We start from the raw sequence: 12873 nt of genomic DNA on the forward strand, positions 1-12873 counted from the left end.
GTGTGTTTTTTTGGTTTTGGGGGGGGGGGGGGGGGGGGGGGGGGGGCCCCCCCCCCCCCCCCCCCGCTCGTCGTGCGTACGGGCTACTTCTCGGTGACGCCCGCCGAGTCGAACGTCGCGACCTCGTGCATCGCCCGGGCCGCGCTCTGCACCACCGGGAGGGCGAGCAGGGCGCCGGTGCCCTCGCCGAGGCGGAGGTCCAGGTCGACCAGGGGGCGCAGGCCCAGCTTGTTGAGGGCGGCCACGTGGCCGGGCTCGGCGCTGCGGTGGCCCGCGATGCAGGCGGAGAGCACCTCGGGGGCGATCGCGCGGGCGACCAGGGCGGCGGCTCCGGTGCTGACGCCGTCGAGGATCACCGGCGTACGCAGCGAGGCGCCACCGAGCAGGAAGCCGACCAGAGCCGCGTGCTCCAGGCCGCCGATCGCGGCGAGGACGCCGATGGGGTCGGCCGGGTCCGGCTGGTGGAGTTCGAGGGCGCGGCGTACGACGTCGACCTTGCGGGCGTGCGTCTCGTCGTTGATGCCGGTGCCGCGGCCGGTGACCTCGGCCGGGTCGACGCCCGTGTAGAGGGAGATCAGGGCGGCCGACACGGTGGTGTTGGCGATGCCCATCTCGCCCGTGAGGAGCGCCTTGTTCCCGGCCGCCACCAGGTCGCGGGCGGTGTCGATGCCGACCTCGATGGCGGCGATCGCCTCCTCGCGGGTCATCGCGGGGCCGGTCGTCATGTCGGCCGTGCCGGCGCGTACCTTCCGGGGCAACAGGCCGGGCGTGGCCGGGAGTTCGGAGGCGACGCCCACGTCGATGACGCAGACCTCGGCGCCCACCTGGTTGGCGAAGGCGTTGCAGACCGCGCCGCCGCCGAGGAAGTTGGCGACCATCTGGCCGGTGACTTCCTGGGGCCAGGGGGTGACGCCCTGGGCGTGCACGCCGTGGTCGCCGGCGAAGATCGCGACGGCGGCCGGCTCCGGGATCGGCGGCGGGCACTTGCGCGAGAGGCCGGACAGCTGCGCGGAGATGATCTCCAGCATGCCGAGCGCGCCCGCGGGCTTGGTCATCCGCTTCTGGCGCTCCCAGGCCTCGCCGAGCGCCTTCGCGTCAAGGGGGCGGATGCCCGCGACGGTCTCCTCAAGGAGGTCGTGCGGGTCCTCACCGGGCAGCGCGCGGCGGCCGTACGTCTCCTCGTGGACGACCCAGGACAGCGGGCGGCGCTTGGACCAGCCCGCCTGCATCAGCTCGGGCTCCTCGGGGAACTCGTCGACGTAGCCGACACAGAGGTAGGCGACGACTTCGAGGTGCTCGGGCAGGCCGAGCGCGCGGACCATCTCGCGCTCGTCGAAGAAGGAGACCCAGCCGACGCCGAGGCCTTCGGCGCGGGCGGCGAGCCACAGGTTCTCGACGGCGAGCGCGGAGGAGTACGGGGCCATCTGCGGCTGCGTGTAGCGGCCGAGGGTGTGCCGGCCGCCGCGGGTCGGGTCCGCGGTGACCACGATGTTCACCGGGGTGTCGAGGATGGCCTCGATCTTCAGTTCCTTGAACTGCTTGGCCCGGCCCTTGGGCAGCGACTTGGCGTACGCCTCGCGCTGGCGCTGGGCGAGTTCGTGCATGGTGCGGCGGGTCTCGGCGGACCGGATGACCACGAAGTCCCAGGGCTGGGAGTGGCCGACGGAGGGCGCGGTGTGGGCCGCCTCCAGGACGCGGAGCAGCACCTCGTGCGGGATCGGGTCGCCGCGGAAGCCGTTGCGGATGTCGCGGCGCTCGCGCATGACGCGCAGCACGGCCTCGCGCTCGGCGTCGTCGTAGCCGGGGGCGGCGGGCGCCTGTTCCGGGGCCTCGAAGACCTCGGCGAGCTCCTCCGGGGCGGCGGGCTCCGTAGCGGCTTCCGGGGCCTCGGCGGGCTGCGGCGCGCTGATCACTTCGAGCGGCTCTTCGGCTTCAAGAGCCTCAGCCGGAACCGCTTCGGGGGTCTCCTGGGCCGGTTCGGCGGCCTGGGCCTCGGCTGCCGCGGGCTGCTCCTGCCGCGGTACGAGCACGGGCTCGGCCGCCACGGCCTGACCGGCGACCGGCTCGGCCGCGACGGCGGCGGGCGCCTCGGGCCCGGGCACGCTCACCTGCTGCGGCGCCTGCTCCTCGGCGGCGGGCTGCGGCGCGGGGGCGGCGACGGGCGCGGTCGCCTGGGGCTGCGCCACGGCGACCGGCTGGGCCTCGGGGGCTGCGGCCTGAGCGGGCACGGGCGCCACGACCACGGGCTGGGGAGCCTCGGCGACGGGCGCGGCCACGGTCACCGGCTCGGCGGGCACGGGTTCGGCCGCGATGGGCTCGGCCGCCACCGGCTCGACGGCGATCGGCTCGGCGGCGACCGGCGCGGCCGGGGCCTGCTCCGCCACGGCCGGTTCGGCGGCCGGGGCTTCGGCGGCCACGGGCTCGACGGCGATCGGGGCGGCGGGTTCGGCGGGCGCGGCCGGCTCCGGCTGGGCGGCGACCGGAGCGACGGGCTGCGCGGGGGGAGCGGCAGGCTCCGGCGCCGGCTGCGGCACGTCCTGAGCACGCGGCGCTTCCGGAACAGGCGCTTCCTGTACGGGTGCTTCGGGTACGGGCTGCACCGGTGCGGGCGCGAGGTGCGGGCCGGTCGGCACCGAGCCCTCGACGGGCACGAACTGGCCCACGGGCTGCGGCTGTCCGGGCTGCTGGGCCGCCTGCTGGGCCATCTGCGGAACCGCCTGCTGGGCGACGAGCTGGTCCACGAGCAGGGCGGGCTGCGCGACCGGCTGTGCCGCGTGTTCGGCGGCCTGCGGCTGAACGGCCGGAACCGACGCCTGGACCGCGAACTCCTCCGGGACGACCGTTTCTGCAGGGGGCATGGGTGTGTTGAGTGACTCGTGGGGCGCTGTTCGCTGCTGCGGCGTCCATGCCATACCGGGCTGCGGCGGAAGCTCCCCGAGCTGCGGTGCCGACAGCTGCGCCGCGGGTTCCTCTCGCGGGACGTCCAGGTACTCGGGACCGGCGGTCGGCGGGCCCTGGGTGCGCACGGGCATCGGGTTCACGGGGGTGCCGGCCGGGCCCCGGTCGGCGAGGGAGCGTACGACTCCGGCGGAGGCGTCCGGCACCTGCGGGCCGAGGTGGAGCGGGCGGCGGGGCGGCGGGGTCGCTCCCGCGGGCGCCTGCGGGGCGCGTACACCGCCGAGCTCCACGGAGCCGGTGTCGCGGCCGCCGGTCTCGTGCGCGCCGGGCTCGGCCTGGCCCGGTGCGGGCGGCACCTGGGCCATGGCGGGGGCGGGAGCGGACTGCGGGTCGATCCAGGCGCCCTGGGCGCCCGGCATCAGCAGCAGATCGTCGTCGTCCGCGGTGTTCTCGGAGGGGTCGAGGAAGGTGTAGGCACCGGGAGCGGGGACGCCCGGCTGTTCCACCATGCCTGCGTTCTCCGGCAGTCCCTCGCCCGGGACCTGGCCGGTGTCAGTCATGCGTACCCCTCGCCCATCTGTAGTGCTCCTTCGGCCTGCGCCCGGGGCCGCACACGCTGGACGCGTGAGGCACCGTCGCTCAGAACGTGTGCGCCGCGCGGTTGCGAACGGCCCGCAGGCATCAACGACACCATGCATTGTCGCGGGCCTCCGCCGCCGTGGCGGTCAGTCTCGGCCACGGACCGTGTGGGCTGCGCCACGTTGCGCGTCCCCCGGATGTGCCGTACCGCGATCGAGTCCCAAAGTGGTCCCCGTTTCCGGCCCTTGGCGAGAGGAACGCCGAACGGCCGGGTGCGGTACAACGATCGGCCAGCCTACCCCCCGCGACGCGCCGGAAGGGTCACAGGGATCTCTCTTTCCGCCTTCCGGAGAGCAGGAAGGCGACCGAGCGTTCGCGCTCCGACCAGGCGCTCGTGTCGAGGTCGACCGATTGGATGAGCGCGCACTCGACCTCGTATCCGCCGGCGCTCAGCGCGGCGCCCACGGCCTCCGCCTCGTCCCGGGTGGCCGCGTGCGTCACGATGCGCTCCGGCCTGCGGTCGGCGCACGCCTCCACGACGGTGGCGCCCCCGCCTCCGACGCGTACGACGTCGGGTTCGGGCAGCGACTCCAGGACGTGCGGGGCCCGGCCGCGGACGACCTGGACCTGAACTCCGAAGCGGCGGGCGGTGGATTCGGTGCGCGAGCAGGCGTCCGTACTGTCGTCGACGGCGATGACGGCGGCGCCGAACCGGGCCGCCTCGGCGGACAGGGCGCCGCTGCCGCAGCCGATGTCCCAGACGAGGTCGCCGACGCGCGGGCCGAGCCGGGCGAGTTGGGCGGCGCGCAGTTCGGTGGATTCGCCGGGGCCGAGCCCCGCGCCGTACTCCCGGGCGGGCAGCGCCCAGCCACGCGGCGCGGACGGGTAGCCCGGGGCGGGTCCTGCGAGCCAGCCGTCGCCCTCGGTCGCGGGGCCGCCGCCGAGGACGATGACGACGTTGGGGTCGCGCCAGGCGTGGTCGGCGGCGTTCTCGGAGGTGAGGACGGTGACCTGCTCGCGGTCGCTGCCGAGCTCCTCGCAGATGACGAAGGTGCGGTGGACGCCGTCGAGGAGCAGCGCGAGTTCGGCGGGTCCGGCGCCGGGCGAGGTGAGGACGGCGACCTTGGGGTGGGCGCGGCAGACGTTGACGGCGCGGCGCAGGGTGCGGGGGTGGGCGACGACGACTTGGGCGTCGTCCCACGGCATCCCGGCCTGTGCGAAGGCGGCCGCGACGGACGACACGGCGGGCACGACCTCGACCTCCAGGCCGTGCTCGGGGGCCCTGAGGGTGCGTACGACGCCGAAGAAGCCGGGGTCGCCGTCGGCGAGGACGACCGCGCTGCCGCGGTGGCCTGCGATGCGGCGGGCGGCCAGGCTCACGCTGCCGAGCCGGATGCGCTCGGCGCCCGCGGGTACTTCGGGGAGTGCGAGGTGGTGGGCGGCGCCTGCCACCAGAGTGGCCGCGGAGAGGGCGGAGGTGGCCGCGGGGGTGAGGGGCGAGCCGTCCCAGCCGATCACCGTGACGCGGTCGGCCATCTTGGTCAGTCTCCAGGTGTTGTCGCAGCTCGGGGCGGTCCGGCTCAGCTGCCGGTACCAGTGAGGGTAGCCCCGGAATTCCGATGCGGCCGGTGGCCGGGCATCAGTTCCAGTCGGTGAAGGAGGCGTATCCGGCGTCCGCGAGCTGGTCGGCGACGCCGTCGAGGTCCTCGGGGAGCAGGCTCCACACGATGAGGTCGGTGCGGATGTCCGTCCAGCCGCCGTCCTCCGTCTGGGTCCGCGCTATCCAGGCGTTGCGCAGCACGCCCTCGCTGATGCAGCCGATCTTCTGGGCGACCTGCTGGGAGGCGGTGTTGTCGGCGGCCGTGCGCAGTTCGAGGCGCTCGAACCGCTGGTCCCTGAACAGCCATTGGGCGGCGGCGAGCACGGCCTCGGTGGCGTAGCCCTCGCCGCGCGCCCAGGGCGCCACGACGTAGCCGACCTCGGTGGCCAGGGTGCGCCAGTTGGTGTTCTGGAGGTGGATGATGCCGACGAGGCGCTGGGTGAGGAATTCGGTGACCGCCAGAACGATTCCTCGGCCCTCGGAGCGCTCGCGGGGCGCGAAGTGGCGGATCCAGTCCTCGGCGTCGCGGGCCGTGTAGGGGTGGGGCACCGAGGTCCAGGCGACGACCTGCTCGTCGTTCATCATCTCGATGAGTGCGGGGCTGTCGGCATCCTCGAAGGGGCGCAGCACCAGGCGGTCCGTGCTGATGGAGATGTCCGGGAACACCGGAAAGGGGGTAGTCATGTGCCGCTCCATGCCGTGGACCGCCGTGGGGACCGCGAAGGCCCTGGAACCTCCGTGGCCCGTCAACCTATAAGGACCGTAAAGGCACAGCATGCAGCATCGGGCCCTCGGCGCGCATGGCCGGGTGGGCGTTGCGACGAAGGTCCCGGACACCTCGTGCGGTGTCCGGGACCTTCGTACTGCCGTGCCGGGAGGGCTACTTGGCGGGGCCGAACGCGGGGACGACGGAGCCCGCGTACTTGTCGTTGATGAACTTCTTGACCTCGTCGGAGTTCAGGAGCTTGGCGAGCTTCTGGATGCGCGGGTCGTTCTCGTTGCCCTGCTTGACGGCGAGGAAGTTGGCGTACGGGTTGCCGTCCGCCTTCTCCAGGGCGAGGGCGTCCTTGGCCGGCTTCAGGTCGGCCTCGATGGCGTAGTTGCCGTTGATGACCGCGGCGTCGACCTGGTCCAGGGCGCGGGGCAGCGTGGCGGCCTCCAGCTCCTTGAACTTCAGGCCCTTGCTGTCCTTGATGTCGGAGAGTTTGGCACCGGAGCCCACGCCGTCCTTCAGCGTGATCAGGCCGTTGGAGGCGAGGAGTTGGAGGGCGCGGCCCTCGTTGGTGGTGTCGTTGGGGACGGCGACCGTCTGGCCGGAGGCGATGTCCTTCAGCGACTTGACCTTGTGGGAGTAGAGGCCGAGCGGCTCCAGCTCCACGTTGACGACGGGCACGACGTGGGTGCCGTTCTTCTTGTTGAAGTCGTCCAGGTACGGCTTGTGCTGGAAGAAGTTGGCGTCGACCTGGCCCTGCTCGGTGGCGGTGTTGGGCAGGACGTAGTCCGTGAACTCCTTCACCTCCAGCTTGAGTCCGGCCTTGGCCGCCAGGTTGTCCTTGACGAACTTGAGGATGTCGGCGTGCGGCGTCGGGGACGCGGCGACGACCAGCGCCTTGGACTCGTCGGCCTTGGCGCCGTCGGCCTTGCCGGCCGGCTTCGGGTCGGAGGAGGAGCCACAGGCGGTGAGGCCGACGGCGAGCGCGGCGGTGGCGAGGGCGGCAGCGGTGATCTTGGTGTTCTTACGCACGAAAAGTGCCTCTTTCCGGTGGTGCGGTGCGACGCCCGGACAAGGAGTTCGGGCCCTGGGGAGAGAAGTTCAGGAGGTCCGGCCGCGGCGGGCGAGCAGGCGCACGACACCGTCGCCGAGCAGCTGGATCACGGTGACGATGACGATCAGGACGGCCACCGTGATGAGCATGAAGTTGGTCTCGAAGCGCTGGTAGCCGTAGGTGATGGCGACCGAGCCGAGGCCGCCGCCGCCGACCGCGCCGGCCAGCGCGGAGTAGCTGACCAGGGTGATCACGGTGGTGGTGATCGCGGAGACGAGGGAGGGCAGCGCCTGCGGGAGCAGCACCTTCCACACGATGGTGGGGATGCCGCCGCCCATGGACTGGACGGCCTCGACGAGCCCGTGGTCGACCTCTCGGACGGAGGTCTCCACGAGCCGCGCGAAGAACGGGATGGCGCCGATGGAGAGCGGCACGATCATGGCGCTGGGGCCGATGAAGGTGCCGACGGCCCAGGTGGTGAAGGGGATCAGGGCGATCAGCAGGATGATGAAGGGCAGCGAGCGGCCGATGTTCACGATCACGCCGACGACCTTGTTCACCGGACGGTTCTGGAGCAGCCCGCCCTTGTCGGTGAGGACGAGCAGCACACCGAGCGGCAGCCCGAGCCCGATGGTCACGACGGTCGCCCACAGCACCATGTAGAAGCTGTCGTACGTTCCCTGCGACAACAGCGGCTGCATCTCCGACCAGCTCACTTGGCACCTTCCTCGACCAGGTCGAGCACCTGGCTGTCGATCACGCTGTCGTCCACCACGTCCACCTGGAGGCCCTGCTCGCGCAGGAAGCCGACCGGGACGACGTTCTCCTCGTATGCGCCGGGCAGTTCGATCCGCATCCGGCCGATCTGCTTGCCGGCGACGGTGTCCATGGCGGCACCCAGGATCGATATGTCGATGTTGTAGGTCCGCGCCAGCTGGGAGATGACCGGCTGGGTGGCGGCCTCGCCGTGGAAGGTGACGTCGATGACGGTGCGTTCGGGGCCGGTGGCCTCGCCGGTCACCGGGAACAGTTCGGCGGCGAGCTCGGAGCCGGGGGTGGCGAGCAGTTCGCTGACGGTGCCGGACTCGATGATCCGTCCCTTCTTCATCAGCGCGGCCGAGTCGCAGATCGTCTTGACGACGTCCATCTCGTGCGTGATGAGCAGGACGGTGAGGCCGAGCTGCTGGTTGAGGTCGCGAAGGAGCTGGAGGATGGAGCGCGTCGTCTCGGGGTCGAGCGCGCTGGTCGCCTCGTCGGAGAGCAGCACCTTGGGGTCGCCGGCCAGGGCGCGGGCGATGCCGACGCGCTGCTTCTGGCCGCCGGAGAGCTGGGCCGGGTAGGCCTTGGCCTTGTCGGCGAGGCCTACCAGGTCGAGCAGTTCGAGGGCCTTGCGGGAGCGCTCCTTGCCGGAGACGCCGAGGATCTCCAGGGGCAGCTCGATGTTGTCCTGCACGGTGCGCGAGGACAGCAGGTTGAAGTGCTGGAAGACCATGCCGATGCGGGAGCGGGCCCGGCGCAGGTCCTTGCCGGCCCGCCGGCCGCGGCCGGCGAGTGCGGTGAGGTCGACGCCGTCGACGGTCACCGTGCCGGAGGTGGGGCGCTCCAGGAGGTTGACGCAGCGGATGAGGGAGGACTTTCCGGCGCCGCTCTGGCCGATGACGCCGTACACCTCGCCCTCGCGGACGTGCAGGTCGACGCCGTCGAGCGCGGTGATATCTCGTCCGCGCGACTGGTAGACCTTGGTCAGGCCCGTTGTGGTGATCACAGGGAGTTCCGTCACTGTCGAGTGCGCGGCGCGGGGTATGCCGGCACGGGGCAAACGTGTTCGGGGCGCGGCTCGGCCTCATCGGTGGATACCGGGGGCACGGTGTGCGCGGGGGCAGGCCGAATCCATGGGTTTGTTACGGAATCGGGCGGCGCGGCCAGGGGGCCCACCCTGGTCATCAAGACCTTGGGGGCGTCTCGCTTCGGGGCGCGAGGCTCAGGCGGGGGCCCTCAGAAGGCGCACATTCGACACATACAACGAGCACCGAGCGTCATCATCGCCTCGGTCGCAAGGGTGCGGCTGCTCGTCGTGGTCATGTGGGCAAGTAAAGCAGAAGCGATCAGAAACAGATCAAGGATGTCCGAATACCGGACATCCTTGGACTGCCCTATGGACGGGCTCACTCCGCCGTGGTGATCTCCACCCCACCGGCCGTGGCCTGCGCGGACACGGCCGAGAGGTCCTTCACGACCACGTCGGCGACGAGCTCGTCGGCGCGGTGCGTTGTGGTCAAGGCCACGGTCGTCATGCCCGCCGCGCGGCCGGCGGCGAGCCCCGCCGGGGCGTCCTCGAACACCACGCAGCGTGCCGGATCCACGCCGAGCCGGGCCGCCGCGAGCAGGAAGGGCTCGGGGTCGGGCTTGCCCCGGGTGATGTCGTCGGCGGATATCAGGTTCTTGGGCTGGATTCCGGCCTCGGTGAGCCGGGCCTCGCCCAGCCTGCGGGTGGCCGAGGTGACCACGGCCCAGCGGTCCGCCGGGAGCGAGGCGAGAAGGGCGGCGGTGCCGGGCAGCAGCACCACTCCCCCGGCGACGTCCTCGACCTCCAGCTGCTCGATGCGGGCGAGAGCCTCGGGTACGACGTCGTCGGGCAGCAGGTCGGCCACGATCTCGACGGCCGGGCGGCCGTGCAGCTCCACCCGCGCGAAGTCCTCGGCGGTGATCCCGTACTCCTGGGCCCATCTCGTCCAGCAGCGGGTGACGGACTCCAGGGAGGAGACGAGCGTTCCGTCGTTGTCGAACAGGAGGGCTTCGGCATGGATCTTCATGCCTCCCGACCCTACGTGCGGGGGTGGGGTCGAGCGCATCGGGCCTTTCGGCCCGTAATACCCTCGACCCCATGCTCGACGCCCTGACGGTCGCGGTCGCCGCCGCGGCCCTCGCCCTCGCAGCCTGGTGCGGATTCGCCGCATACCGGGACCAGCCCACCAAGGACTGGCACTTCATCGGCATGGCCGTGGTCACCGTCCTCGCGCTGGCGCAGCTGGTGATCGGGCTCGTGCAGCTCGGCCGCGGCGAGAGGCCCGAGCAGGGTGTCGCGATCTTCCTCGCCTATCTGGCGGGCGCGTTCGCGGCCGTACCGGCCGCCGGGTTCCTCTCGCTCTCCGAGCGGACCAAGTGGGGCTCGGTGACGGTCTCGGCCGGCGCGGTGGTCCTCGCGGTGCTCGAAGTGCGTCTCTACGACATCTGGGGAGGCTGACCGTGACCGAGTCCGCCACTGACACCACGCCCGCCGACAAGCTCGGCTCCGGGCCCGGCCGGGTGCTTGTCTGGTTCTACGGGGTGTTCACCGTGGCCGCCGCGTCCCGCTCGATCGTCCAGACGGCCCTGGACTTCGGCAAGGCGCCGTTGGCGTACGTCCTGTCCGCGATCGCGGCCTGCGTGTACGGCTTCATCACGTACTCGCTGGTGCGCGGCGGCGAGAAGGCCCGCCGGGCAGCCCTGGTGTGCTGCGCGGCGGAACTCCTCTTCGTCCTGATCGTCGGCACCTGGACCCTGGCGGACGCCTCCGCCTTCCCCGACGCGACGGTGTGGTCGGACTACGGAATGGGCTACCTCTTCATCCCGGTGATCCTGCCGATCCTCGGAATGCTGTGGCTGAGGCGCGCGAAGCGCTAGGCGCTCGCAGCGAACTCCTGAGCCGCCGCATCCTTCTCAAGGGTGATGAGGGAAAGCCTCGCACTGACCGGCTCCCTGCCGACAGCCGCGTACCCGTGCCGAAGGTACAGCCGCAGATTCGACTCGCTGCGATGACCAGTGAACAACCGGAACCGCTTCGCGGCCAGTTCCGCCGCGAAGTGGGCCTCGATGGCGTTCAGGAGGCGGCCGCCCAGGCCGTGTCCCTGCATGCGGGGATGGACGATCAGCTTGCCGATGCGGCCGGTGCCGGACGCGTCCACCTGGCCCCGCACCGAGGCGACGACCTCGTCGCCGAGCCGGGCCACCAGGGCGTATCCCGAGGAGAGTTCGGCCCGCAGGCCCTCAAGGGTCTGCGTCAGGGGTTCGATCGAGTAGTCGCCGTAGAGCTCGGCCTCACTCTGGTAGCAGAGGTACTGCAACTTCAGTATCTGCTCGGCATCCTGTGCGCCGGCCGCAGAGATGGTCACGCTCATGCCCATGTGTGCATGCCTCTCGCTCAACTGGTCCCCGATTGTCTACCGCTCCTTTCCCCCGAGTTCAGGAGCGGCAACCTCCGCCGCCAGCATTCTGCGCAGGCATCCCAGGCAACGGGAACGCATCGGCCCCAGACTGCCCTGTGAGATATCCAACTCCCCTGCGATTTCCCGGTAGGTGGGGTCCTTGGGCGAGAGCAGCGCGGCAAGCAGGCGAGGGCAGTTGCCCGGAGTGCGGCCGATCGCCGCGTGCAGGATGCGGCGCCGCTCGGCGGTGATGGCGGCGAGTTCGGGCCCCGGGTCCGGGTCGGTGGCGGGCGAGCTGCCGTACGGCCGCTCCTGGCGCCGGAGCCGGCGGGCGCGGCGCGCCTCGGCCCGCACGGCGGTGCGCACCCAGTGCACGGGGTCCGCCGGGTGCTGCTCCAACAGCCTCAGCCAGACGGCCTGTTCGAGGTCGGCGGCATCCATCCCGGTGCCGGGTGCCTCGGCGGCGGCCTCGGCGGCGAGGAGCGGGCTGAGCTCTGTGACGAGATCCATGCCGGGCTGGACGCGCCCGCCGCGGAGGCCGGTTTCCGCGACGGGCACTTCTCACTCGTACGTGGGTGAAACGTGTACGCGGGTGAAAGGGGAGACGCGTCAGTGCTTGCGGAAGTCGGCCGCGGCGAGCAGCGCGGTGTCCGCGTTGTCGGAGAACACCGCGTCAATACCTGTCGCGAAGTACGTCTTGAATGCCCCGAAGGCGTCCCCGTAGGCGTTCGGGTCGGTGCCGCGCCGGAAGTCGGCGGGCAGGAAGGTGTTCTCGTTGCGCATCGTGTAGGGGTGCAGGATCAGGCCCTGCGCGTGGGCGTCGCGGACGAGAGTGGTCGGCCGGGTCAGCTTCCCCGCGGCGTCCTTGGGGATGATCAGGTCGAGGGTGGGGCCGATGCCCTGGGCGTAGGAGGCGATCCACTCCAGGCCGGCCGGCTCGACCAGGTCGTCGACGGTGCGCGGGTCGCCGCTCACCACGAAGTCCCAGGGCTTGGTTCCCGCGTTGGAGAGCAGCACCACCGAGGGTGTGTCGACCAGCTTCGCCAGGCGCTGGATGCTGCTGGGCTCGAAGGATTCGAGGAACTGCGGGGAGTCCGCGCGGTGGCGCCCGTAGCGGCGCAGGAGGGCCGCGACCCGGTCCTCCAGGGGCAGCCCGATGCCGCGGAAGTAGGTGGGGTGCTTGGTCTCGGAGTGCAGCCAGATCCGGCGGCCGAGGCGCCGGCCCTGCTCCTGCGCCCAGCGCAGGACTTCCTCGAAGGTGGGTACGTCCCAGCGGCCGTCGTACAGCGTGTTGTGCTGACGGTTGCCCGGTATGCGCTCCTTGGCGCGCAGCGTCTTCAGCTCGGCGAGCGTGAAGTCCTCGGTGAACCAGCCCGTGATCGCGACCCCGTCGACGGTCTTGGTCGCCTTGCGGGAGGCGAACTCGGGGTGGTCGGAGACGTTCGTCGTGGCCGAGATGTCGTTCTCGTGGCGGCATACCAGGTGCCCGTCCTTGGTGGGGACCAGGTCCTGCTCGATGACATGGGCGCCGAGGTCGAGGGCGTGCTGGTAGGAGCCGAGCGTGTGCTCGGGCCGGTATCCGGCGGTGCCGCGGTGTCCGATGACGTACGGAACGGGCAGGTCCCGGTAGGCGGCCGGGCCTTGGCCGTGGCGCTGCGCGGCCGAAGCCGGCGCCCCCGCGAGCCCGGTGGCCGCGGTGCCGAGAACGGCCGCGCCCGCCGCACCCAGGACGGTGCGCCGCCCGGGGCTCATCCGCTCGCCTTCGCTCATGAACACTCCTCAGTCAGCTGTTCCCACTGGCGTTTTCCGCATGTCCCGCACCTGTCAAAGCGAGGGGACGAGCGTA

General features: G+C 71.8%; 12 protein-coding genes. 2 read left to right on the forward strand and 10 right to left on the reverse strand.

Annotated elements, in window-relative coordinates; genetic code table 11:
• Nucleotides 1-83: 83 nt before the first annotated feature.
• The 7 genes from cobT to ACWC2B_RS20855 form a co-directional block, all read right to left on the reverse strand.
• Nucleotides 84-3458, reverse strand: coding sequence for a nicotinate-nucleotide--dimethylbenzimidazole phosphoribosyltransferase (gene cobT, locus ACWC2B_RS20825; RefSeq protein ID WP_450718630.1), 3375 nt, complete (start codon nucleotides 3456-3458; stop codon nucleotides 84-86).
• Nucleotides 3459-3798: 340 nt separating this feature from the next.
• Nucleotides 3799-5013 carry a precorrin-6y C5,15-methyltransferase (decarboxylating) subunit CbiE gene (gene cbiE, locus ACWC2B_RS20830; protein WP_450718632.1) on the reverse strand — a complete coding sequence of 405 codons (1215 nt, stop codon included), beginning with the start codon at nucleotides 5011-5013 and terminating at the stop codon, nucleotides 3799-3801.
• A 103-nt stretch (nucleotides 5014-5116) separates the two neighbouring features.
• Entirely contained in the window at nucleotides 5117-5773 is a 657-nt protein-coding gene (locus tag ACWC2B_RS20835) for a GNAT family N-acetyltransferase (RefSeq protein ID WP_450718906.1), read from the reverse strand.
• Nucleotides 5774-5957: 184 nt separating this feature from the next.
• The gene (locus ACWC2B_RS20840; protein ID WP_450718634.1) at nucleotides 5958-6821 is read right to left on the reverse strand and encodes a MetQ/NlpA family ABC transporter substrate-binding protein; all 864 of its coding nucleotides are present in this window, start codon (nucleotides 6819-6821) and stop codon (nucleotides 5958-5960) included.
• A gap of 69 nt (nucleotides 6822-6890) precedes the next feature.
• Complete coding sequence (locus ACWC2B_RS20845; RefSeq protein ID WP_450718636.1) at nucleotides 6891-7559, reverse strand: methionine ABC transporter permease; 669 nt, start codon at nucleotides 7557-7559, stop codon at nucleotides 6891-6893.
• Nucleotides 7556-8608, reverse strand: coding sequence for a methionine ABC transporter ATP-binding protein (locus ACWC2B_RS20850; RefSeq protein WP_450718638.1), 1053 nt, complete (start codon nucleotides 8606-8608; stop codon nucleotides 7556-7558). Before ACWC2B_RS20850 ends, ACWC2B_RS20845 begins: the two co-directional genes overlap by 4 nt.
• Before the next feature lie 400 nt (nucleotides 8609-9008).
• Nucleotides 9009-9656, reverse strand: coding sequence for an HAD-IA family hydrolase (locus ACWC2B_RS20855; protein WP_450718640.1), 648 nt, complete (start codon nucleotides 9654-9656; stop codon nucleotides 9009-9011).
• Nucleotides 9657-9727: 71 nt separating this feature from the next.
• Between ACWC2B_RS20855 and ACWC2B_RS20860 the strand changes: the two genes are divergently transcribed.
• Both ACWC2B_RS20860 and ACWC2B_RS20865 read left to right on the forward strand, forming a co-directional pair.
• Nucleotides 9728-10087 carry a hypothetical protein gene (locus ACWC2B_RS20860; protein WP_450718642.1) on the forward strand — a complete coding sequence of 120 codons (360 nt, stop codon included), beginning with the start codon at nucleotides 9728-9730 and terminating at the stop codon, nucleotides 10085-10087.
• Nucleotides 10088-10089: 2 nt separating this feature from the next.
• Entirely contained in the window at nucleotides 10090-10506 is a 417-nt protein-coding gene (locus tag ACWC2B_RS20865; protein WP_450718644.1) for a hypothetical protein, read from the forward strand.
• Here ACWC2B_RS20865 and ACWC2B_RS20870 read toward each other — a convergent pair.
• The 3 genes from ACWC2B_RS20870 to ACWC2B_RS20880 form a co-directional block, all read right to left on the reverse strand.
• A complete protein-coding gene (locus ACWC2B_RS20870) occupies nucleotides 10503-11006 on the reverse strand; it encodes a GNAT family N-acetyltransferase (protein WP_450718908.1) in 504 nt (167 codons plus the stop codon). The genes ACWC2B_RS20865 and ACWC2B_RS20870 overlap by 4 nt on opposite strands.
• Before the next feature lie 36 nt (nucleotides 11007-11042).
• Nucleotides 11043-11537, reverse strand: coding sequence for a sigma-70 family RNA polymerase sigma factor (locus tag ACWC2B_RS20875; protein ID WP_450718910.1), 495 nt, complete (start codon nucleotides 11535-11537; stop codon nucleotides 11043-11045).
• 99 nt (nucleotides 11538-11636) lie between these two features.
• Nucleotides 11637-12797 (reverse strand): glycerophosphodiester phosphodiesterase, encoded by a 1161-nt coding sequence (locus tag ACWC2B_RS20880; protein ID WP_450718646.1) that lies wholly within the window; start codon nucleotides 12795-12797, stop codon nucleotides 11637-11639.
• Between the last annotated feature and the right edge of the window lie 76 nt (nucleotides 12798-12873).

The organism is Streptomyces sp. NPDC001415 (assembly GCF_053597395.1).

Coding starts and splice junctions, on each gene's coding strand:
- ACWC2B_RS20880 (WP_450718646.1), bottom strand. CDS start 12,797: ATGAGCGAAGGCGAGCGGATGAGCCCCGGGCGGCGCACCGTCCTGGGT.
- ACWC2B_RS20875 (WP_450718910.1), bottom strand. CDS start 11,537: ATGGATCTCGTCACAGAGCTCAGCCCGCTCCTCGCCGCCGAGGCCGCC.
- ACWC2B_RS20860 (WP_450718642.1), top strand. CDS start 9,728: ATGCTCGACGCCCTGACGGTCGCGGTCGCCGCCGCGGCCCTCGCCCTC.
- ACWC2B_RS20870 (WP_450718908.1), bottom strand. CDS start 11,006: ATGGGCATGAGCGTGACCATCTCTGCGGCCGGCGCACAGGATGCCGAG.
- cbiE (WP_450718632.1), bottom strand. CDS start 5,013: ATGGCCGACCGCGTCACGGTGATCGGCTGGGACGGCTCGCCCCTCACC.
- ACWC2B_RS20835 (WP_450718906.1), bottom strand. CDS start 5,773: ATGGAGCGGCACATGACTACCCCCTTTCCGGTGTTCCCGGACATCTCC.
- cobT (WP_450718630.1), bottom strand. CDS start 3,458: ATGACTGACACCGGCCAGGTCCCGGGCGAGGGACTGCCGGAGAACGCA.
- ACWC2B_RS20855 (WP_450718640.1), bottom strand. CDS start 9,656: ATGAAGATCCATGCCGAAGCCCTCCTGTTCGACAACGACGGAACGCTC.